At 40.9% G+C, this 20135-nt stretch carries 14 protein-coding genes; all 14 read left to right on the top strand.

What is annotated here, in order from left to right; all coding sequences use genetic code 11:
• Positions 1–289 precede the first annotated feature (289 nt).
• Positions 290–1606, top strand: a complete 1317-nt coding sequence (locus BMY70_RS15200; protein ID WP_090336295.1) for a peroxiredoxin family protein — start codon at positions 290–292, stop codon at positions 1604–1606.
• A gap of 153 nt (positions 1607–1759) precedes the next feature.
• Positions 1760–2218, top strand: coding sequence for a protein-disulfide reductase DsbD domain-containing protein (locus BMY70_RS15195; RefSeq protein ID WP_090336292.1), 459 nt, complete (start codon positions 1760–1762; stop codon positions 2216–2218).
• A gap of 24 nt (positions 2219–2242) precedes the next feature.
• A complete protein-coding gene (locus BMY70_RS15190; protein WP_229209621.1) occupies positions 2243–3202 on the top strand; it encodes a cytochrome-c peroxidase in 960 nt (319 codons plus the stop codon).
• Positions 3203–3245: 43 nt separating this feature from the next.
• Positions 3246–3644: a carboxypeptidase-like regulatory domain-containing protein gene (locus BMY70_RS15185; RefSeq protein WP_090336285.1), complete on the top strand. Its 399-nt coding sequence runs from the start codon at positions 3246–3248 to the stop codon at positions 3642–3644.
• Positions 3645–3744: 100 nt separating this feature from the next.
• Positions 3745–3981: a hypothetical protein gene (locus tag BMY70_RS15180; RefSeq protein ID WP_090336283.1), complete on the top strand. Its 237-nt coding sequence runs from the start codon at positions 3745–3747 to the stop codon at positions 3979–3981.
• Positions 3982–4367: 386 nt separating this feature from the next.
• Positions 4368–7634: a SusC/RagA family TonB-linked outer membrane protein gene (locus BMY70_RS15175; protein WP_229209620.1), complete on the top strand. Its 3267-nt coding sequence runs from the start codon at positions 4368–4370 to the stop codon at positions 7632–7634.
• A 26-nt stretch (positions 7635–7660) separates the two neighbouring features.
• A complete protein-coding gene (locus BMY70_RS15170; protein WP_090336281.1) occupies positions 7661–9115 on the top strand; it encodes a RagB/SusD family nutrient uptake outer membrane protein in 1455 nt (484 codons plus the stop codon).
• Between the two features lie 242 nt (positions 9116–9357).
• Positions 9358–10251 carry a DUF1684 domain-containing protein gene (locus BMY70_RS15165; RefSeq protein WP_229209619.1) on the top strand — a complete coding sequence of 298 codons (894 nt, stop codon included), beginning with the start codon at positions 9358–9360 and terminating at the stop codon, positions 10249–10251.
• Between the two features lie 404 nt (positions 10252–10655).
• Positions 10656–11252 carry an RNA polymerase sigma factor gene (locus BMY70_RS15160; RefSeq protein ID WP_090336280.1) on the top strand — a complete coding sequence of 199 codons (597 nt, stop codon included), beginning with the start codon at positions 10656–10658 and terminating at the stop codon, positions 11250–11252.
• A gap of 139 nt (positions 11253–11391) precedes the next feature.
• Complete coding sequence (locus BMY70_RS15155) at positions 11392–12366, top strand: FecR family protein (protein WP_090336277.1); 975 nt, start codon at positions 11392–11394, stop codon at positions 12364–12366.
• 66 nt (positions 12367–12432) lie between these two features.
• Complete coding sequence (locus tag BMY70_RS15150) at positions 12433–15798, top strand: TonB-dependent receptor (protein ID WP_177197033.1); 3366 nt, start codon at positions 12433–12435, stop codon at positions 15796–15798.
• Between the two features lie 17 nt (positions 15799–15815).
• Positions 15816–17180 (top strand): RagB/SusD family nutrient uptake outer membrane protein, encoded by a 1365-nt coding sequence (locus BMY70_RS15145; protein ID WP_090336272.1) that lies wholly within the window; start codon positions 15816–15818, stop codon positions 17178–17180.
• Between the two features lie 117 nt (positions 17181–17297).
• The gene (locus BMY70_RS15140) at positions 17298–18626 is read left to right on the top strand and encodes a hypothetical protein (RefSeq protein ID WP_090336270.1); all 1329 of its coding nucleotides are present in this window, start codon (positions 17298–17300) and stop codon (positions 18624–18626) included.
• A gap of 23 nt (positions 18627–18649) precedes the next feature.
• Positions 18650–20131: a hypothetical protein gene (locus BMY70_RS15135; protein ID WP_090336269.1), complete on the top strand. Its 1482-nt coding sequence runs from the start codon at positions 18650–18652 to the stop codon at positions 20129–20131.
• Positions 20132–20135: the final 4 nt, after the last annotated feature.

Here is a 20135-nt window from a genome sequence, read left to right as displayed (position 1 = left end):
TTCGGCAAAAGTATAGCTGATAAAAATACCCTGCAAGCATTTTGGTGGTACGAAAACAGAATAATTCTATAAAGTCTATAAATTTAATAGACAAATAATTGTTATCCATTTTTCCTGTTTTATATTTGCAGCACGTTAAGACAACGACTGATTAAAAACCACCTTTGATTGGTTAACTTTTACACCGGAAAAAATCCTGCAAATGTTTCCGGTTATGTGCGGGTTCTTCCGGAGCAATCCGGCAAGGCTATATAGTTAACTTTTTATTCTATTTTAAAAATCTATTTGTATGAAAATCAACAATCAGATCAAGGCGGTGGCTTTTGCAGGTGTCACCATTTTTTCCAGTCTTGCCAACGCAGCTGAAAACCCAGGAGCAAAATCTCCAAAACAAGGAATCTGGCGCGGTGAATTTGTGATCAGTGAAACGCATATTCCTTTTAACTTTGAATATAACGCCAAAGACAAAGAGCATCCCGTTCTGACGCTTCTGAACGGTTCGCGCCGCGATGATTTTAAAGTGACAAAACTTTCAGGCGACTCTATTTTTGTGAAAATGAATACCTACGATGCGGCGCTTGTTGCGAACGTTGAATCTGATGGTAAGATCACCGGAGAATACCGAAGCCTGGTTCCCGGATTTCGCGGAAGCTCGCTTCCATTTTCAGCTGAATATGGTAAGGATTATCGTTTCGTTGAAAAAGGGAAAGAACAGCCAACAAAGCATAATTTATCGGGCAAGTGGGATTTACAGGTTTTGAGTAAAGCCAAAATGCCTGATAACGTAGCATTGCTTAAACAGGAGGGTAACAAGCTCACTGGTGTAATTATGTCGACGGTGGGCGATAGCCGCGAGCTGGAAGGCGTGGTGCAGGGTGATGAATTTGTGTTATCACATTTCTCAGGTCCTAACCCAAGAGTTTACAAGGGGAAAATTAACGACGATGGATCTATATCCGGTGTGATCAGTTCCGGGATTTATGACAATACCAAATTTGAAGGAAGTAAAAATGAGCAGGCTGCCCTGCCGGATCCATACAAATTAACGCATTTGAAAGAAGGTTATAGCAAGCTAGATTTCACGCTTCCTGACCTGAACGGTAATCCGGTTTCATTGAGTGATGACAAATACAAAGGTAAAGTTGTGATCGTTGAAATTGTTGGTACCTGGTGCCCGAACTGTACAGATCAGACTGCATTTCTTTCTCCCTGGTTTAAGGCCAATAAGGCACGTGGTGTGGAAGCTATTGCTATCGGATTCGAACAAAAGGACGATCTCGAATATGCAAAATATACACTCGGTACATTGAAAAAGAAATATGGAATAGAATATGATATTCTTTTCGGAGGTATTGCTGATAAAAAGGTAGCGTCAGACAAACTTCCTGCGCTGAACCGCATGATGGCTTTTCCAACTACCATTTTAATCGACCGCAAAGGTGATGTACGTCAGATTCATACAGGTTATACAGGTGAAGTTACAGGACAGTACTTCAAGGACTATGTGGCCAAATGGAATAAAGATCTTGATGAACTTTTAGCAGAACCAGTGCCGGCTACGTTTACTTCTTTAAACAAAAATTCAGAAGTCAAAGGATCTAAATAATAACGTATTCCCCCTAAGTACGAAGTATTCTGAAACAACTGCAGGGACCTGAATGATCTTTGCAGTTGTTTAATTCCTTTCTAAATTTTCAGATCTGCTCTGGGTTTTCCGACACGGAAGCCAGACATACTAAGCCAGTTAAATTTCAGTAATATGAAATACCCAAATTTTATTGTATTTTTTTTCTTCTTGTCTACGCTGGCATTTGGTCAGAAAGATAAGGAAATTTCAAGATGGAAAGTTTCTGTTTCAAATAATGCTGCGAAAGCCGGTCAAGAATCTGAAGTGATCTTTTTTGCAGATATTGATAAAAACTGGAAACTTTACTCCTCTGATTTCAAGGGTGATATCGGGCCGTTGCCGACAACCTTTGTTTTCGAAAAAAATGAAGCCTACAAACTTGTTGGCGATATTACCCCAGTAAAACCGAAAAAAACAGTCGATCCGACCTGGGATGTCGCCTACACCTACTTTACTGAAAAGGCAGAATTCAGACAAAAAATCAAACTGGTAAAAAAAGATTTCATTATCACAGGTAAGATCAAAGGGCTTTTATGTAGCAGCATAGACGGCATATGCGTTCCATTTGAAGAATCGTTCCAGGTCAATTAGTTTCACAACAATACAAAGAGAGCAATGTTCAGGACACGAAAATACTTGATGGTATTGTTGAGTGCGGTAGTGTTTATTTTTACTGTCGCATTTCAGCCCCAAAAAGAAAAAAATGAAGTTTTGACAAAAGAGCAACTTGGGGAAAAACTGTTCTTCGATCCCATATTATCCAAAGGCATGGCCATCAGCTGTGCTTCCTGCCATATTCCTGACTTCGCTTTTGCAGATTCAGCTGCCTTTAGTAAAGGAGATAAGGGCACTTTACTTCCACGCAACAGTCCGTCACTGACCAATTTATCAGGCAGGACCGAGTTTTTCTGGGATGGAAGGGCGTCTTCGCTGGAAGAGCAGGTCCTGGGTCCGCTCTCCGCCCGTGATGAAATGGATCTGCCAATTGATGATGCCGTTGAGAGGCTCAGAAAAAATGATTTTTACAGTGCAGCATTTCAAAGAATTTTCAAAAGCGAAGTAAATAGCAAAAACGTTTTAAGCGCTATTGCGTCCTTTGAACGAACACTGGAAACAACGAACACTCCGTATGACCGGTATCTGGACGGAGATGATAAGGCTATGTCTCCGTCAGCCATCAGAGGACGTATACTGTTCATCGGTAAGGCCAATTGTTCAACCTGCCACTCTGGGGAGGATTTTACCGCCGACCGCTTCAAAAGCATAGGATTATTTAATGGAAGAGAACTTACAGATCCCGGCAGATTTAAAATAACGTCGGATAGTTCGCATATTGGCGTCTTTAAAATACCCGGTCTGCGTAACGTCGCGGTCACTGCACCCTATATGCACAATGCCATGTTTAAAAGCCTGCGCCAGGTGGTGGAGTACTATAACACGCCTGACAAGTTCGTCAAAAACAGCATCAATCGTGATCTGTCTCTTGGCAGTTCGCTTAACTTATCGGAGGGAGAAATTGATGATGTCGTTGCTTTCCTGGAAGCGCTGACTGATGACAGGTTCCGTAAAAAATAGTTTTACTCATTTATAATTAATTTATCATACAAGAAAATATCTGATGTCAGCTTTATTGCTGGTATTGACTATCCCGGTTTATGCCCAGAGCAAAGAGGTCGTAGGGATCGTTACTTCGGCGGAAAATCGCGATTTATTATCTGGAATTGTTGTTTGGGTGAAAGGAACCAATCAAGGTGTTGTAACGGGAAGCGACGGTTTTTTCGATCTCACAGTTACAGAAGGTGATACGATTGAATTATCATCCCGTTTTTTTAAAACCAAAGAAGTGATAGTGGGAAGCAGATGGAATTACGACATTTGTCTGGAAACAAATAGCCGGGCAGAATTCCGGACAGGATCAATACGGACACATATCTCTCGTACGGAAGATATTTGTTCATCTGCTTACATTAGATCCAAGAGCGCTTTTGTAAAAAAAGACTGGATTTCAAGAAAATAAAAAAAGGGGTGGGCCAGCTTAATTACGCCTTTAATTTACTGATGGAAGTATTTTGTGCATACTGCAAACGAAGTCTGTTAACCTAAAACCGGCGGTAAAAATGAATACACACCAACTTAATATCATTTACCCGCACCAGGTAAATCTTTACAAAATCACTTCTACGGTTGAGTCTGTTAATGGTGCAAGAATAAAATATCTCAACTTCAGACTTACAGGGAAAGACTTTGTTGGGACTTTGGTTGTAGAAACATCTGACAAGAGTGGGTTAAAAGCAATCATTAAACGAATGCGCGCTACTAAGGTGCTGGCATCTGTAATTAACATTCGCTGCTGAAAAATTATAGCAGAAAAAATAGCGACAATGTTGGCATTAATAAATTTTTTAATTTACTTTGTCTATATATTAACTATACTAATAATCTTTACTTGTAAGCCACCTGTAGGTAAGGAGTCATTTATGAAATCATAACATTTATGAAATCACAACATTTACACTCCAGCATTATTTATTTCTTGGAAGCCATTTCATGTTTACCCTTCTGCAAACAAAGTTGTTGCTGTTGATTTAAAATCAATCTTATTTTCTGTCGGATCAGAAATTAAACTTTATCGCTAAGCCAATTATTGAGTTGGTTTAGTCTTACGTACATTGAACTTTAAGCCTTGCTAATAAGCATGCCGGTAGTCGACTGGATTGTTCATTATTTAACCTTCAAAAAAATGCAAAAAAATCTCTACGCGACAATGCGGGAAACCTTGAAAATAAGGCCTGTCCATTTTATTATTCCACTTACCATCTTTTTAATTCCGGATACTTCCCTGGCAAAAAGCATAGATGCAGCTAACCAGGATAAGACTTTTAAAGCCCAATTAAAAACAGTTGAGAAAATCATTTCCGGCACCATTCGGGATAAGGAATCGGGTGGATTTTTACCAGGTGTTTCTGTACTTGAAAAAGGAACTTCCAACGGAACCATCACAAATGCGGATGGAAAATTTACTATAACCGTAAGCGATAATGCAACACTGGTTTTTTCTTTTATAGGGTACAGCTCCATCGAACGATCTGCTAATGATAAGACAGGATTTGATATTGAGCTCCTTACTGATGCAAAACAACTTAGTGAAGTTATGGTTGTAGGATATGGTACCCAGGCAAAAGCAGAATTTACGGGGTCAGCAGTTCGAATCTCAGGGGAGGCTATTAAAGAGCAGCCTGTGCAAAGTTTCGATCAGGCACTTGCCGGTCGCGCAGCCGGAGTTAGCATCGCACAGCCCAACGGAGTTTTGAATAACCCGCCGGTGATCCGGATTCGCGGTGTAAATTCTATTTCACTAAGCTCGTATCCATTGGTGGTCGTGGATGGAATCCCTATCAACACTGGAAACGTTTCTTCCAGCACAGCGGTACCCAATAACCCTTTGGGCGACATTAATCCGGCTGATATCGAGTCTATTGACGTACTGAAAGATGCAGCATCGACATCAATTTACGGGTCACGTGCCGCGGCAGGAGTGTTATTAATTACTACCAAAAGAGGCAAAACCGGCAAACCCCGTATATCTTACGAGACCTGGGCGGGTGTATCTGAGGTGGTCCGGTTACCGAAGCTTTTAAATGCTGATCAGTACATCGCCATTAAAAATGAAGCGGTTTTGACTGCAAAGATTTTAGGCGGAAATGCAAATAACGATAACGTTGCTTCGGCCTTGTTTTTCCCCAATACCCGATCAGACGGATCGACGATTGATACCCGCTGGTATGACTATATTTATAGAAAGGGTGTGTCTCAAAACCATAATATCAATGTTTCAGGTGGTACGGAAAACACAAAATATTACTTCTCGGCAAATTATACAAAGCAAAACGGATTTCTGGAAGAGAATGAATTTAAAAGAAAAGCAGTACGGTTTAATATCGACCAGACGGTCAACAGCTGGTTGAAGCTGAAAGGTAGTGTATCGTATAACACCAGCTACAACTTGTCGCCATATGCCGGATCACTTCCAGGCTCTAACTTCTTTCTGGTAGGCGCAGCCCGACTGGCGATTTCATTGCCTCCAAACGTGCCAGCCTTCAACGAAGATGGGACATACAATATCAGCACAGCCAGTCCTAATACAATCGGAATGGGCAATAATAAAGTGGTCAGTAACTTTGGTAATCCTGTTGCGCTTTTAGAATTGAACCGTTATACTTCTGAAAATGACAGGGTTATAGCAAGCTTTGGTGCGACAGCTAAACTTTTAAAAAACCTGGATTTTAATACGTCGTATGCAGTGGACCGTTTGCGTACAGATAACGTAAGTTTTGACAGTCCTGTCCAAGGAAACGGATTTTCAAGCAGGGGTTCTGTTGCCAACGTTTCTGCTGTTAGAGATAGCTGGAACTGGACAAACACTTTGAATTATTCAGAAACTTTCGGGGAGAAACATGCCATTACTGTGCTTGCCGGGTATGATATTCAGAAATTCAACAACTCATCCTGGGGAGCTACGCGCACCCAAACCTCTGATCCGTTTTATCAAAACTACCAGGGAAACTGGGGCTCCATTACAGCATCGGATAATGATATTAACGAGCGCGCTTATTTATCCTATTTTTCAAGGATCACGTATGATTTAAACAAAAAATATTTCCTGACGTTGAATTTCAGACGCGATGGGAACTCAGCCTTGGGTACCGGTAAAAAATATGGAAACTTTGGTGGTATTTCAGGAGGCTGGGCATTGTCTGAAGAAGATTTTTATAAAAACTCAGGTGTTGCTTCGGTGTTGAATAACGTGAAGTTGCGTGCAAGCTGGGGGCGGGTTGGAAATGGAAATTTAAGTAATTCTTACAGTTCACTTGAACTGTACAGTGGTTCCCTTTACGGCAATGTGCCAACCTCTGCGATCTCGCAGGCTGGAAACGCAGCGCTTGGCTGGGAAACCAGTGATCAAACAAATATCGGAGCTGATCTGGGTATTTTGAATGACCGAATTCAGGTTGAGCTGACCTATTTTAACAACAATGTCAACGGTTTAATATTGAGTGCACCTCAGGCAGTTTCCAAGGGTATCCCCGGAAACGCTATCTTGGGAAATGTAGGATCGATGTATAACCGCGGCATTGAAATAGGTATCAACGCGAACCTGATCCGTAAAGGTGAATTTACCTGGAATGCATCATTGAACTACACGAATCTGAACAATAAAGTGACTGCACTGGCAGAAGGAAATACCGATATCGTCGGAACTACGCACGTTTCCTATGAAACCACCAATGTTACCCGCGTTGGACATTCAGTAGGCAGCTTGTACGGAGCAAAAACAGAGGGTGTGAACCCTGAGAATGGCCGAAGGATTTTTATCAATGCCAAAGGAGAGAAAGTGCAGTACAGCCAGGTTGTAGGTGCTGGCGAAAGCCAGTGGACGTATCTGGATGGTACTAAGGCTGCGGCGATCACTGGTGCAGATTATTACCTGATTGGCAACGCCTTACCAAAATGGTATGGAGGTTTTATTAATAATTTCAAATACAGAAACTTTGATCTGGGCATAAACTTGTCTTACTCAGGAGGTAATCTGGTCATGAATGGAACCCGGGCCACACTTTTGGATCAGCGTGCTTACAACAACTCAACCGAGATCCTGACGCGCTGGCAAAAACCAGGCGACGTTACAGATGTGCCCAGATTGGTATATAATGACCAGCTTTCAAGTGGTTCATCATTCCCTGTATCAACAAATGCCGAGAAAGCAGATTTTCTTCGCTTACAAAATGCATCGCTTGGGTACAGATTGCCTGCGTCGATTTTTGTTAATAAAGGTATCAGTTCCATTCGGATATATGCTCAGGTTTCCAACGGATTTTTATGGACAAAATACAAAGGAACTGATCCTGAATCGTCGGTCAATGGAAATTCCAATACTACGCCGGGGGTTGAGAAAAACTCGATTGGCCAGGCCAGAACATTTACTGTGGGTCTTAATGTAGGCTTTTAACAGAAGATATTTCAACCATAACGAACATGAAAAAAATAAATATATCAGTACGAAAAAATGCTATTTATCTGAGCCTGGCCCTAATGCTTGGTACTTCTGCCTGCGATAAAGAAGAGCTTCTAAATCCGACACCGGAAACTTTAATCAGTGGTGCAAATGCATTTGACACACCAGACAGAATCCTGGCTTTGGTAAACGGGATTTATAAATCTGTGAAAGCCGCCAACTTCTACGGAGGTAATTATTATACATACAGTGAGGCCAGGGGGGAGGAGTTTATAAACCGAACCAGCAATACCTTTACAGCTTTTGAAGCATGGAACCAAACACTTAACTCTGGATCGAACTTTGTCGCCGGTTTCTGGGCTGCCGGATATACGGTCATCAACAATGCCAATATTCTGATCAAGGGAATTGCTGATAATCCAGGCAAGGTTACCGAGGTGGTTGCAAAACAATATATAGCGGAAGCAAAATTTTTGAGAGCTCTTAGCTACTTTGATCTGGTCACTTTATATGCCCGTCCGTATAATGAAGATAAGGGTGCCTCTCCTGGATTGCCGTTGCGGTTGCTTGCTGAAACAACTACAGCAAATAACGATCTTAAAAGGAGTTCAGTGGCAGAAATTTATGCTCAGATAATTAAAGATCTCAACGAAGCAGAGGCTGACCTTCCACTAAACTATTCGACCTCCCTGCTTAATACAACAAGAGCGCACAGAAATACGGCCATTGCTTTAAAAACAAGAGTTTATCTTAATAGCGGAAACTATGCCAAAGTAATTGAGGAAGCAAAAAAGATTGTCTCAGCAACGGCACCTTATTCGGCCACAACCGGGGTGGCTCATAAACTTCAAAATATCACTGAGATTTTTACGACAAATTATACCAGTACGGAATCCATCTTATCTGTACCCATGACTGAGCTTGATAACATAACCGGGCAATCCTCTTTCCCGTACGTATTCAACGCAAATTCAGAATATAATTTGAATCCTTCCGGAATCTGGGGAGAAACAGAATGGAAGTCGACAGACGCAAGAAGATCTTTTGCAAGAACTGCTTCTGGTGTTCAGTTTCTGACAAAATACAACAAGCCTTCTCCATTTCTGGATTATATGCCTATCATTCGATATTCTGAAGTCCTTTTGAATTATGCCGAGGCAGCGGCAAAAACAGGTGATATTGTGACTGCAACAGCCTTATTACAAGCCGTGCGCGGCAGATCTGATGCGAGTTATAACTTCCCAGAATCCGCAACCAGTACACAGTCTGCTCTGGTCAGCACAATCTTGAAAGAAAGGAGAATTGAGCTGTTAGGGGAGGGGTTCCGGTCAAATGATCTCCTCAGAAATTTGTTCCCCCTTCCGGCAAAGTCAAGTAGTGCTTTAATCGCCCCTGCAGTGGATCCGTCCCAAGCCAATTACATCTTCCCACTGCCAAATACTGAGATTACCTCGAACAAATTATTACTGCAATAATTGGTAACGCTGCCTGCTCAGGAATCTGACCAGGCAGCGCGTTAGCCATTATGAATAAAGGATATGATCATAAGTGTGCACTATCTTTCTGATGCATCGGTATTAACTGTTTTGTGGTAGGATTCCCAATTTGTCATTTAGTATACATACTCTATTAAAATTATATAGTAATTTAGGGCTACGAAATTAGTAACCTCTTCACCAGATTCATTTTGTTATCTAAAATAAATCACATTCCTGTTATGACTGCAAATTTTAAAATCGCTAATCATAGAATGCTTATCCTGATTATACTAGGTATAACTTCACTGAGTTTTGTTCGTGACAGCACCTATGAAAATGAAATAAAAGAATGGCATACAAAACGTGAGGAAGCACTTAAAACAGAAAATGGATGGCTAAATCTTGCAGGTTTATTCTGGCTGGAAAACGGCAGAAATTCTTTCGGTGGTGATGGGAAAAATAAGATTGTATTTCCGCCTGATAAAAGCCCGGCTAACTTGGGAGACTTAGTTGTGGAAAATGGGCAAATCACGCTGGAAGCAAAACCGGAGGCTGAGATTTATAATAACGATCAGCTTGTTACTAAACTGACAATATTTCCGTCGGACAAACCTGTTGTTTTAAAGCACAAATCTCTGCGCTGGTTCATTATAAAGCGTGGAGACAAATTTGCAGTTCGTCTGAGAGATCTTGAAAGTCCGTTTTTAAAAGAGTTTAAAGGAATTGATACTTATCCTGTATCCGAGGACTGGAAAGTGAAGGCCAAATTTGAACCAACAGAAGGGCGGAAAATTTCAATTATTGATATCACAGGCAGATTAGACCTACAGGATTCTCCCGGAGTACTGGTCTTCAATATTAAAGGAAAAGACTATCGCCTGGACGCATTGAAATCCGGTGAAGGCTTTTTTGTACTTTTTGGTGACAGCACAAATAAGAAGGAAACATACGGTTCAGGGCGTTTTCTGTATACTGAGAAATTGGACGCGGAAGGTTTTACCTATTTAGATTTTAACAAAGCAATAAATCCTCCATGTGCTTTTACACCCTATGCAACCTGCCCGCTTCCACCCAAACAGAATATCTTGGCAGTAGCAATAACCGCAGGTGAAAAAAATTATGGACATCACTAATTAAAATATTGGGCGAACATTACCGGTAACAATCGACATCATTTGTACAAGTGGTGTCGATTGTTACCATTCGTAGCGTTTGCAAATTATTATATGTTACTGGGATTGAAAATAAAAGCTTAACCCTTCGGGTATATTACCCTAAGTATCCGGATAGATTTAAAATTGATTTTCGCGTGTGGAAATATCTTATCGTACGGACCTTCATTTTATATGCTTATATGAAAGCAGAAGTATAAAAGATTTTACGAATCAGTTTTGAGTATTTTGATTGTAGATACCTCAATTATTTAGTAAACGTATATTGTATATCGTTATTTTCTTTTCCTGAATGCCGTAGGGGAATGTAATAGCGTGTATTGTGATAGGGCAAGTTAATTAGCCTGAATGAAATCTAATGAATTATGAAAGCCTTTTTTAAAGAAGATATATTATCTGATAATGAGTTGTTGGGACAATTTCAACAAGGTTCAACTGTTGCATTTGAAGCACTTTACAGCCGATATTTTCCGCGCCTTTATCAGCATGCTTTCAAAATGCTTAAAGATCAGGATGAGGCACAGGATCTTATTCAGGAGCTATTTACTTCTTTTTGGATTAAGGGCAGGGAGCTTGATTTAACCACGAGTGTATCGTCATATTTGTATGCTGCTACGCGGAACCGCGTTTTGAACCTGTTCGAGCACAATCGGGTACATGATCATTACGTTTCATCGTTAGGGGAATTTTTGTCAACGGTTGAAATGTCTGTTGATGAGGTGGTTATAGAAAAGGAACTGGCTGAAATCATCGAAAGTGAAATTAAGCAAATGCCTTCAAAAATGCGGGAAATTTTTGAATTGAGTCGTAAGGAGGATCTTTCTCACAAAGAGATTGCAGACTATCTGGCTATTTCTGACAAAACTGTTAAAAAACAGATCAGTAATGCGTTGAAAATACTGCGCATGAAAATTTCATATAGTCTGGTATTTGCGCAAGCCTGTATCGAATTTATCAATTAAAAATGTTTTATACTGATAATCAGTTGATTGACTCATTGTTTTAAAATTATTTCAAATAAAATTGATTTTCTTCTACTACCATAACGCCGCTTGACTGTCTTATCATTACATACAGTAAATCTGATCTCTCAGAGCAATAATGAACAGGCAGGACGCAAGAAAGCTTTTACAAAAATATAGGTTGGGTCAATGTACGCCGGAGGAAAAATCCTGGATAGAGCAGTGGTATTCTGATATTGCCAAACAGGAATTTTCTGATGAACATGACATTGTAAAACAGCAGATTATCAGCTGGAAAGCAATTCAGAATAACATTTCGAGGAAGAGTAAGCAATCCAGTTTATTATTTACCCGTCCGTTTCTGGTTGCAGCCAGTATTGCTTTATTGTTAGGATTGTCGTTTTTAATGTATCACAATAGAGATATCATTAAAACACCGGAATCTGAACGGCTTCATTACAGTTTGATCGAAACGAAAAATTCAGAATTAAAAAACTTTGTATTGCCTGATGGATCAAAAGTTTGGCTCAATGCCGGAAGTAAGTTAAAGTATTCCAATCAGTTTGATAAAAAACTCAGAGAAGTGACACTGGAAGACGGAGAAGCCTATTTTGATATTAAACACGATACAGAAAAACCATTTGTAGTATATGCCGGAATTACGAAAACTCAGGTTTTGGGTACTGCTTTTGCAATACGGTCTTACAAATCTTTGGCTGCTACTCAGATTACGGTGACGCGCGGTAAAGTTGGCGTTATGAAATCGGGAGATGATAAGAATAAACCAGTCTTTCTTATTGCCAATCAGCAGGTTATATTGAATCCTGACGACGGGTCTTTTCAAAAAACAAAGGTCAGTGGATCTGATTTTATTAGCTGGAGAGAAGGGAAATTGAAGATTAATAATGAAAGCCTGAGTGACATTGCTGTAATTCTTGAAAAAAGATTTAATATCCCGATACACTTTAAAGGACAGGATTTGGGGAGATTGAGGTTCAGTGCCGCTTTTGAAGCATCTGAAAAACTGGATGATATTCTGGAAGTTCTTTGTTTGGCTGAAAATCTGGCCTATGTGAAAAATGGGAAAGTAATAACACTTTCCCAGAGAAAGTAAGATTGGTCTGCTACCAAAATTCAACAATATTTATTTACTACAACTGGTTCCAATATGAAAATAACTATGCGAAAAATACTTTCAGCACTTGTTGACTCTGTGAAGTGTATTGCACTGGCAGCGGTGCTGTTAGGTTTGGAAAATGGGGCTGTTCATGCCTCTGAATATAGCGATACGTCTGTCAAAGAAATAAAGATATCGATCAAAGCGGAGAAGAAATCGTTGAAAGAAATTCTTCATTTAATTGAGGAAAAAAGCGGAGTCGTTTTTGTTTATTCCGAAAGACTAGTAACTCCATATACTAAGCTTAGTTTGAGTACTGGAAATGAAACGGTTGCGAATGTTTTATCAAAGGTATTGAAGAATACAAACCTGGATTATAAAGAACAAAATGGAAAAATTGTCCTGATAGAGCGGACAGAAAAATCTGCTGCAGCAATTATTCAATCACAGGAAAATCAGTCTTTTCGTAAAATTACCGGGAAAATTACAGACGATAAGGGTGAAGGCATTCCGGGTGTTAACATCGTTTTAAAAGGTACAAGCACCGGAACTTCCTCAAATATCGAAGGAGGTTTTCAGCTTGATGTCCCTGAAAATACATCTGGTGACGCTGTGCTGGTTTTTTCTTTTGTTGGATTTCAAACACAGGAAATTTTACTCGGAAACCGTAAGTTTTTTGAGATACAACTGGAATCGTCCCAAAAGCAGCTGAATGAAATTGTCGTAGTAGGTTATACGCAGCTGAAAAAAGGGGCTGCAACGGGTGCAATTTCAAATATCAAAGGGACAGAAATTACCAACCAGCACGGCGTAAGTTTTAGTGAGAAGATTCAGGGACTAACGCCTGGCCTTCAGATCACTTCCGGGTCTGGCGTAGAAGGAGGAAGTGTATTGGTAAGACTTCGTGGAGCTACTTCGATCAATGCAGGAAATGATCCGCTGTATGTGATCGATGGTGTTTTTATCAACAGCCAGTCGTTGCAGGGTGTAAGAACAGGCGGGCAGACCACCAATCCGATGGCCGATATCAATCCGGCGGATATTGAAAATATTGAGGTGCTGAAAGATGCAAATGCGACCGCCATTTATGGTGCTCGCGGAGCGAACGGTGTAATTTTGATCACTACCAAACGCGGTGCAAAGGGCGGGAAAACAAAAATTAATTTTAATACTTCGCTCGGAATTGCCAAAGCGCCAAAGCTCTGGGATTTGACAACAGGTCCTCAGCACGCCGAAATTATGAATGAGCAGTGGATCAATGACGGAAATCCGGCATCTACACGTCCATTTCGTTCTGTGAGTGAAGGCGGACAGGGGAATCCATCGGACCAGGGTACTTATGACCGTTTGGGTCTGGTTTTCCGAACTGCAATTCAACAGTCAAATAATTTGTCGGTCACTGGTGGAAATGATAAAACCCAGTTTTATCTGGGCGGAGAAGTAACAAATCAGAACTCGATTCTAAAACTGCAAGATTTTCAAAGACTGGGTTTCAGGGTCAACGTCGATCACAATATTAACAGCAAAGTGCAGATTGGTATCAGTACTTCTTACAGTGCCACAAAACGTCAGCTTGCCCGCACAGGGGATACCGGTGGGATTTTGAACACGGGACTTCATACCCCGACTTTAACGCCAATTTACGCTGCAGACGGTTCGTACAACAAAAGTGAAAGATTTAATAATCCTTATGTTTTGTTTGAAAACAGCAACAATCATGCATACGGGAAACACCTGATCGCTAATGGCTATTTAAAATGGAATCTTACTAACGATCTGACGTTCAAGAGTTCATGGAGCCTCGATGACAACTTTTACAACGAGGCCGTTTATTATAATGCCAATCTGACAGAAGGAAAAGCAACTAACGGAACTGCAACTAATGCTACTACGCAAGATAAAACCTGGATTGCTGAACAGCTTTTAAACTACACCGCGCCGCTTGGCGAAAGACACTTTTTGTCTGTGTTTTTAGGAAATACGTTACAAAAGAATCAGTTTCAGCGCTCAACCATTACCGGTACCAATTTTCCGAGCACGCAGTTTACAACCATTTCAGCCGCTGCTATAACAACAGGTTCTACCACCGGTGTTACCAATTCCGGTATCATGTCTTATTTTGGAGGGGCCAATTATAGTTTTGATAATAAATACAGCTTTGACATCAATGTCCGTTCGGATGCTTCTTCTCGCTTCGGAGCCAAATATCGTTGGGGGACTTTCCCGTCTGCCGGTGCTTCATGGCGCATTGGACAGGAGGATTTTATCAAGGATAATGTTTCGTTTTTGAATGACTTAAAGGTGAAAGCAAGTATCGGATGGACGGGAAACCAGAGTATTCCGGATTTTGCTTCGCTGGGACTTTGGTCGGGAGGAAATAACTATCTGGATAAGCCAGGTGTTGCTCCGGCTCAGCTTGGAAATGATAATTTGAAATGGGAAACTACTCGTCAATGGAACATCGGTCTGGAAGGAGGAATCGCCAATAACAGGTTGAAATTCGAGTTTGATGTTTACAACAAATACACCACAGATCTTTTACTTTCTGTACCAACACCTGCCAAAACCGGCTTTTCATCATCCTACCAGAATTTAGGTGAAATGAGTAATAAAGGATTTGAATTTCAGATCAGTTCAACCAATATTTCCAATAAAAACTGGGAGTGGACAACAAGTTTCAACATTGCCCACAACATTAATACCATCGAAAAATTACCGATTTCTTTCACACAATATAACCGTGACTGGGTAAGACTGGAACAAGGATCTCCAATGTATTCTTTCTGGCTTTACAAACAGCTTTATGTTGACCCGCAAACAGGAAATGCAGTGTATGACGATTCCCGCACTGGCGATGGAAAGATCACAACAGCTGATCGTCAGATTGTTGGAAATGCCTGGCCTGCTTATTACGGAAGTTTGAGAAATGCTGTGCGCTACAAAAACTTTGATCTTTCTGTAAACTTTTATTTTTCGCAGGGAAACAAAGTTTTCAACATGAACCGCTACTTCCAGGAGCATGCCGGATCGCGCGGAACTTCCTGGTCGATGCTTGAAAGTATGATGGACAGATGGCAGAAACCCGGAGATATCACCAGCATACCAAGAGTTACCATTTTGCCTAATGAAGATGGCAGTTACAACCATAATTTTGAGAGCAGCCGGTTTATGGAAGATGGCTCGTTTATCCGCCTGAGAAGTGCTTATCTGGGTTATTCTCTTCCTAAAAGATGGATTTCCAAAATCAAAATTGATAACGCCAAGGTTTATGTGAATGCGACAAACCTGCTCACGATTACCAAATATTCCGGCGCAGATCCGGAGGTAAATACAGCGCAGGATACGGCAAATGCCACGGTACAGGGACTCGACTTCTCTATGCCGCCGCACCCACGCACCATCGAGTTTGGTATCAATCTTACTTTTTAATTACTGTTTGAAATATTATGCGAAAACTTAAATTTCACATCCGATATAACGTTGCCCTTTTTATCATCATAGGTTTGCTGGCTTCTTCCTGTCAATCCTATTTTCTGGATGTTGAGCCGCAGCAATCCATTTCTGATCAGTCAGTTATCGTAGACGCTGCTACGGCTGAAACTGCATTGCTGGGTGTTTATGACAAATTGCAAAGCGGAAATTATTATGGTGGTGATGGCTATCAGGCAGCGGCATATCTTGCCGGTGGTGACAATCTGTGGGTTGGAACCCTGAATTATTATGCCACTTTTATCACACATACCTACCGCTCAGATAACACACTTTTGAATAGTGTTTGGTACAGCATTTTCACTGTTGTCAATGGAGCTAATAATGTAATTGACAAAGTTGAGAAGCTTGAAAGCAAATCAATTACAGAAGCACAAAGAAAACAATTTTCAGGCGAGGCGTATGTACTTCGTTCGCTTGCCTATTTTGATCTGGCCAGAGCCTGGGGAAATGTTCCGATTGTATTAAAACCGACCACAGCACCTAATGATTTCGATGGCGTAAAACAAAGCTCAAAAGAACAGGTGTATAGGCAGGTTCTCGAAGATCTTACCAAAGCAGAAGGCTTGCTTCCTGCAACAACCGACCGAAACAGGATAACACTTAAAACGGTTTACGCCTTCAAAGCCAGGGTTCATTTGTACCTGGCAGAATATGACAAAGCCGAAGAATATGCTTCCAAATTAATCTCGGATAGCAATTACGAACTCATTAGCTGGTCGTCGTTTGTTAATAGTAAAAATTCGAAAGAATCTGTTTTTGAACTGGCGTACAGCACATCCGATAAAAGTTCTCATTACGGAGCGTGGTCGAGCGATGGATATAGAAACCAGTTTTGTCCCGGACCTTCCTTGTACAATCTTTTGCAGGATCCTGCCACTGGTGGAGACAGAAAGATTTTGATCAAAAACATCTCAACATCGGCGATCCTGAATTATTACGTGCAGCTGTTATACTGGCGCTCCACCGGAGATAACCCGACTTATATTTTCCGTATCGCAGAGCAATATCTGATACGTGCCGAGGCAAGAACTAAAAAAGCTACACCAGATTTAACAGGCGCATTGGCGGATTTGAATGCCGTGAAAACAAGGGCCAAAGTGCCAGCTTTCGCATCAACAGATAAATCCTTAATTGAAAAAGCCATTGAGGATGAACGAAGAGCAGAATTTGCATTGGAGCCCCACCGCTGGTTTGACTTGGTAAGGACAGGACGGGCAGGTACCGTATTGGGTGTCACCGATTCAAAAAAATATATTTTCCCCATTCCATTCAACGACCTGGCCGCCGATAAAGATCTTGTCCAAAATGAAGGATACTAACCAATAAAAGAGCCTGAAAGGCTCCTTATTTTAGCGGTGGGCACCGCCCATCGGCACCGCCCATCGGAACCGGAAATCGGAACACGAACCGAAACCCCGAACCATAGTCAAACAAATATGAAAACACCACAAACCCAAACATGGACAAAATACAAAAAGATAATTTTTCGTGTTTCCCTGATCTATTTTTTAATCCAGGCGCTACCTCTGGATTGGAAATATTTCAGGACTGTTTTCAGTACCAACTGGCTGGCTCCTCATTTTCAGGATCTTTTCAGGTTAACTACCTACATGCCCTCTTTTATTTCTCCTGTGAGCCTCTGGGGAATTGAAAGTTTCATAAACTGGTTTGTTATCCTGGCCATAGCACTGATTGGGAGTTTTATTTGGGGTTTGGCAGATAAGAAAAATAAAGAATACGACAAGTTGTATTACTGGCTTCGTGTACTGCTTCGTTACCGTTTGGCAATTGCGATCATCGGTTATGGCGTTTTGAAATTATTCAAACTTCAATTGCCAGAGCCAGCATTAAGCGATTTACAGACAAGTTATGGAGATTACCTTCCCTGGAAAATCTATTCATTAAGTACAGGCATTGGCTCAGCGTTTTATGAGCAGTCGATCGGTCTGGTTGAAATTGTGGCAGGACTTCTTTTGCTTTTTAGAAAAACAGCCACAATCGGAGCGTCGATTATCATTTTTGTATTGACCAATGTGGTGATCGCCAATTTTGCCTATGAAATAGGAGAGCACGTGTATAGTGCTTATTTATTGAGTATTGCGCTGTTCCTGCTGGCTTACGATTTGCCTCGTTTGTATAATGTTTTGGTCAAAAGAAAATTTACAAAAGCAGCCAGTTTTAAGCCCGTTATTACGGAAAGTTGGCTAAGAAACTTCCGCATCATTTTAAAATCATCAGTGGTCCTGTTTTTCATTTTTTACGGATTTAAAACATATGCAGGTCTGGCAGATCACTGGCCTTTTCCAAAAACGGCTGGTTTGAAAGATAGCTATGGTTTTTACAATGTTTCTGAATATAAGGTTAATAATCACGAGATTCCCTATTCCCTGACGGATTCGGCACGCTGGAATAATGTGGTTTTTGAAAAGTGGAATACGATCAGTATTAAAAAAAATTGCCTTGCAAATATCGATTTTTCAAGTCCCGTGGTCGATTACGAAGCGGATAGAAATTATGAATCTGCCGGAAATGCAGGAAGGCATTTCTATACATACCAGGCTGATACCATTTCAAACCGGATAGAATTATTTGGAAAAAATACAAAAGGTGGAAAGCTGGATTTTCATTATTCACGTCCGGATAATATTACAATAATTCTTTCAGGAAAAAATGTAGCAAACGATTCTCTCCGTATTGTATTGACAAAAGTGGATAAAAAATACCTTCTGAATGAAGGGCGAAGAAAACCGATAAAAATCAACTGATCACCAATTTAAAGGCAATAATTATGTCTGAAATTCAACTAAGTCAGCCGCTGAAAAAACAGCACAAAATATCGGATAAAACCAGGCTTCTATCACCTGAGTGGGCTCCGTGGGAAAAGATTCTTTTCCGCGCTGCACTGCTGTTTTTTGCCATTCTTATTGTTCCGCTTACTTTGGAATGGTATGCCAAACTTTTCACCGTAAAATCATTATTCGAATTTTTCTCAACGTTAACGGGATACCGTGTGGATCTTGTAAAAATCCCCGGCGAAAGTGGGCGCTGGGGATTTGCAAGTTATGCCAACTGGGGCGTCGCGCTGATGATTGCGCTTGCAGGTGCTGCCATATGGACATTTGCTGCACGAAAAAGGGAAAGAAAGGAATACAATGAACTCTATTACTGGATCAGAACACTGGCCCGTTACCGGATTGGTATCGGTATTATTGCTTTCGGGTTTTTAAAGTTATTTCCGATGCAAATGCCGTTTCCATCGATAAGCAATCTGGAAGCAACGATCGGAGAATACACGGCTTATAAAATTTACTGGCAGTCAGTTGGAGTCGTGATCTGGTATGAAATATTCCTTGGTTTTATCGAAATTTTTGCCGGTGCGCTGATGTTTTTCAGGGCAACTTCGGTTTTAGGAGCGGTCATCAATCTTGGCGTTTTGTATAACATCGCGCACGCCAACCATGCTTATGATGGTGGTGTACATGTTTACAGCGCCTACTTTTCGTTGCTTTCGGCGTTTGTTCTTGCACACGAAATTCCATACGTCTGGAAATTATTGATAAAAGAACAGGACGTTAATCCGGTTGAATATGTTCCGGTTTATAAATTCAAGTGGCTCAATAATAGTTTGTTAAGTTTAAAATACGCTATCGTTATCGGATTTGTGTTTGTCTACGGTTGGATCCGTTATGACATGCATTACAATCAGGGAAGATTAAAGGAACCCAAAACACACGGATTGGCCGGAGCAGCCGGATTTTACAATGTCACTGAATTCAAGATCAATAATAAAATTCTTCCCTATTCTCCATTGGACACGCTGCGCTGGAACAATGTGATCTTTGAAAAATTCTCTACGCTTGTATATCAGGTCAATCGTCCTGTGAGTATTTCGCTTGCCAATGGAACGCCGCAGACAAAAGATGTAGACCGGAGTTATGAGCTTGCTGGTATTGGCGGTGGCCGAAGATTCTTTTATTACGATGCTGACACCAAAAAGAACATGCTTTTCCTGCAAGATAAAAACCGTTCGAAAAGCGAAGATGAATCAGGCTTCAAATCCAAAAAATCAGATTCAAAAGCCGCAGCTAAAACCGACAGCATACAGCAGCTTGTCTGGCATTTCCAGCGTCCCTCCAAAGACCGGATCATTCTTTCAGGAATTGACGATAACAACGATTCGATTTATGTCGTGCTCGACAGGATTAACAAAGAATATGCTTTAAAAAAAAGTAGAAAAAATCACTATGAAACCGTTCAATCTAAATTTTAGAACT

The sequence above is a fragment of the Dyadobacter koreensis genome, assembly GCF_900108855.1.
Taxonomy (GTDB): Bacteria; Bacteroidota; Bacteroidia; order Cytophagales; family Spirosomataceae; genus Dyadobacter; species Dyadobacter koreensis.
Note: the sequence above shows the minus strand (reverse complement) of the source record. Positions and strands in the feature narration are given on the sequence as shown.

Bases quoted from the DNA above. Each gene is read 5' to 3' on its own strand.
- BMY70_RS15180 (WP_090336283.1), top strand. From the start codon at position 3,745: ATGAATACACACCAACTTAATATCATTTACCCGCACCAGGTAAATCTT.
- BMY70_RS15190 (WP_229209621.1), top strand. From the start codon at position 2,243: ATGTTCAGGACACGAAAATACTTGATGGTATTGTTGAGTGCGGTAGTG.
- BMY70_RS15175 (WP_229209620.1), top strand. From the start codon at position 4,368: ATGCAAAAAAATCTCTACGCGACAATGCGGGAAACCTTGAAAATAAGG.
- BMY70_RS15200 (WP_090336295.1), top strand. From the start codon at position 290: ATGAAAATCAACAATCAGATCAAGGCGGTGGCTTTTGCAGGTGTCACC.
- BMY70_RS15160 (WP_090336280.1), top strand. From the start codon at position 10,656: ATGAAAGCCTTTTTTAAAGAAGATATATTATCTGATAATGAGTTGTTG.
- BMY70_RS15185 (WP_090336285.1), top strand. From the start codon at position 3,246: ATGTCAGCTTTATTGCTGGTATTGACTATCCCGGTTTATGCCCAGAGC.
- BMY70_RS15150 (WP_177197033.1), top strand. From the start codon at position 12,433: ATGCGAAAAATACTTTCAGCACTTGTTGACTCTGTGAAGTGTATTGCA.
- BMY70_RS15135 (WP_090336269.1), top strand. From the start codon at position 18,650: ATGTCTGAAATTCAACTAAGTCAGCCGCTGAAAAAACAGCACAAAATA.
- BMY70_RS15195 (WP_090336292.1), top strand. From the start codon at position 1,760: ATGAAATACCCAAATTTTATTGTATTTTTTTTCTTCTTGTCTACGCTG.
- BMY70_RS15170 (WP_090336281.1), top strand. From the start codon at position 7,661: ATGAAAAAAATAAATATATCAGTACGAAAAAATGCTATTTATCTGAGC.
- BMY70_RS15140 (WP_090336270.1), top strand. From the start codon at position 17,298: ATGAAAACACCACAAACCCAAACATGGACAAAATACAAAAAGATAATT.
- BMY70_RS15145 (WP_090336272.1), top strand. From the start codon at position 15,816: ATGCGAAAACTTAAATTTCACATCCGATATAACGTTGCCCTTTTTATC.
- BMY70_RS15165 (WP_229209619.1), top strand. From the start codon at position 9,358: ATGACTGCAAATTTTAAAATCGCTAATCATAGAATGCTTATCCTGATT.
- BMY70_RS15155 (WP_090336277.1), top strand. From the start codon at position 11,392: ATGAACAGGCAGGACGCAAGAAAGCTTTTACAAAAATATAGGTTGGGT.